General features: G+C 61.1%; 3 protein-coding genes. All 3 read left to right on the top strand.

The window, feature by feature from the left end:
• The coding region (locus tag KDH83_RS30415; RefSeq protein WP_283093860.1) for a FimD/PapC C-terminal domain-containing protein at positions 1-287 on the top strand (287 nt) is incomplete at its 5' end.
• A complete protein-coding gene (locus tag KDH83_RS30410) occupies positions 284-1,249 on the top strand; it encodes a spore coat U domain-containing protein (protein ID WP_212322698.1) in 966 nt (321 codons plus the stop codon). The genes KDH83_RS30415 and KDH83_RS30410, both read left to right, overlap by 4 nt.
• A gap of 424 nt (positions 1,250-1,673) precedes the next feature.
• On the top strand, positions 1,674-2,174 hold the full coding sequence (locus KDH83_RS30405; protein WP_212322696.1) for a spore coat U domain-containing protein: 501 nt from the start codon (positions 1,674-1,676) through the stop codon (positions 2,172-2,174).
• Positions 2,175-2,307: the final 133 nt, after the last annotated feature.

Here is a 2,307-nt window from a genome sequence, read left to right as displayed (position 1 = left end):
ACTTCCAGCTGGAGCGCTATGTGGCGGCCACGGTGATCCTGAAGACGCCGGACGGCAAGTTCCTGTCGCCGGGGGCGGCGGTGCTGCACGCCGAGAGCGGCAAGCGGGGCGTGGTGGGCTACGACGGCATGACCTTTGTCGAGGACTTGCAGGCGCTGAACCACCTGACGGTGCAGGGCAAGGGCGCATCCTGCCGCGCGCAATTCGCGTATGAAACCGAGGCTGGACGGCAGTTGCCCACGCTGGGGCCGTTCGTCTGCCAACCCCTGACGGAGGGTAAACAATGAAACGTGCCATCGCGTTGGTCGTCATCGCGCTGGGCTGGGCCGGCGCGGCGCAGGCGCAGACCTGCAATCTGACGGGCAGTTCGACCACCATCGACTTTGGCGTGGTCAATCCCCTGCTGCCCGCCAACACGCTCAACAATGGCGGGCTGATCAAGGTGACCTGCTCGGGGCTGTTTCTGGCGACCCGGATATGCATCAGCTTGGAAACCGGCAATACCAGCCCATCGATCGCCGGGCGCGCGATGGGAAACGGCGCCTACCGCATGAACTACAACTTGTATACCGACTCCGGGTACTCCAATGTATGGGGCGACGCGACGACCTCGCCGCCCACGTCCCAGGTGATCAATGTCTTTGGCAGCGGCTCGATATCGGTGCCCATTTTTGCCAAGCTGCCCGGCGGGCAGATCTCGGTATCGACGGTGGGCAATGCCGATACGCAATACCTGGAGATCTACAGCGGCACCAGCGCCAGGGTGGATGTGGACACGGGACTGTTTTTTCCCGACGCCATCAATTGTCCGTTGTCCTTTCCGGGCGCGACCTTGAACATTCCGCTCACGGTCAAGGCGCTGGTGCAGAAGAACTGCACCATTTCCGCCACCAACCTGGTGTTTCCGGCCCAGGGCCTGTTGACGACCGCGGTGCCGGGCAGCAGCCAGATCAGCGTGCAATGCACCAACAACAACGCCTATTCGCTGGCGCTGAATGGCGGTGCCGTGGGCGGCAATGTCCTGGCGCGCAAGATGAAGCACTCGACCGCAGCAGACACGGTCAGCTACCAGCTTTATCAGGCGGGAGATTATGCGGTCATATGGGGCGACGCGAGCGGCGGATCGCCCAAGGCCGGCGTGGGGTCGGGCGCTGTGCAGAACCATACGGTATATGGCCGGGTGCCGGCGCAGGCCACGCCGAGGCCGGGCAGCTATAGCGATACCGTCACGGCGACCATCACATTCTGAGCCCGCACACGGTCGGGGCAACGGCGATCGCATGCCGGATAGCCGCGTCATGCGGCGGGTGAGAGGGTTTTTGAGACCCCTTGGTCACGTTCGGTCGTTGCCGCACTTAATACTGTCAATATTCGAAAAAGTTCGTATATAAGAGCACTGAAAAATGCTGGGATTCAGGCGGTATTTTGTTTCTTTATTCAGTCCCTTTTTTTAGAAAGCGGCCAAATCCCTGAATTACAACAAGTTTCATTGCCACGTCTTGATACGGCTTTCAAAGGGAAAATAGAAAAATGACAGGAAAAATATCGAAAATATCTTGAAGAAAACCAAGGAGAATGGAAAATAGCTGCATGTTTCGTCAAATTTCAAAATTGACATGACATGCATCAATTGCGGGTAGGTTGATTCAGCAGTATTTCGTGGAGTAGCGCTCATGAAACGCCTGATCTATCGCTCGGCCGCATTTCCCCTGTCCTGCTTCCTGGCATGCGGATCAAGCCTGGCTGCGGGCCAGAGCACGGCGAACTTCAACGTCACCATCGTCATCCAGGCCAATTGCACCATCGCCGCCAATAACCTGGCATTCGCCCCCCAGGGCGTGCTGAGCACGGCGGTGACGTCCACCTCGACGCTGACCGTCACCTGCACCAACACCACGCCCTATACGGTCGGCCTGAACGCGGGCACCGGCACGGGCAATACCGAGGCCAGCCGGCACATGTTCGGCACGGTCAACACCACCGCGTCCGTGGCCTACCAGCTGTACAAGGCCGACCTGAGTACGGTCTGGGGCGATTCCACGGTGGCCGCGCGCGTGAGCGGCACGGGCACCGGAGCCGCACAGACGCTGACCGTCAACGGCTCGGTGCCGGCCCAGGCCACGCCGGCGCCCGATACCTACAGCTCCACCGTCACCGCCACCGTCTATTTCTGAGGAGCCGCCACCGTGCGCACAGCCATGCTTGCAGTGCTGGCGGTGGTGGCGGTCCTGCTGGGCCCGACGGGTCCGGCGGGCGCCGCCACGCTGCAGATTTCCCCGGTCATGGTCGACATGGCGCCGCAGCAGG

This window comes from Achromobacter sp. Marseille-Q0513, assembly GCF_018195695.1.
Classification (GTDB): Bacteria; Pseudomonadota; Gammaproteobacteria; order Burkholderiales; family Burkholderiaceae_B; genus Achromobacter.
The sequence above is the reverse complement of the archived record's forward strand: the minus strand, read 5'-3'. Positions and strand labels throughout refer to the sequence as shown.

Coding starts and splice junctions, on each gene's coding strand:
- KDH83_RS30410 (WP_212322698.1), top strand. CDS start 284: ATGAAACGTGCCATCGCGTTGGTCGTCATCGCGCTGGGCTGGGCCGGC.
- KDH83_RS30405 (WP_212322696.1), top strand. CDS start 1,674: ATGAAACGCCTGATCTATCGCTCGGCCGCATTTCCCCTGTCCTGCTTC.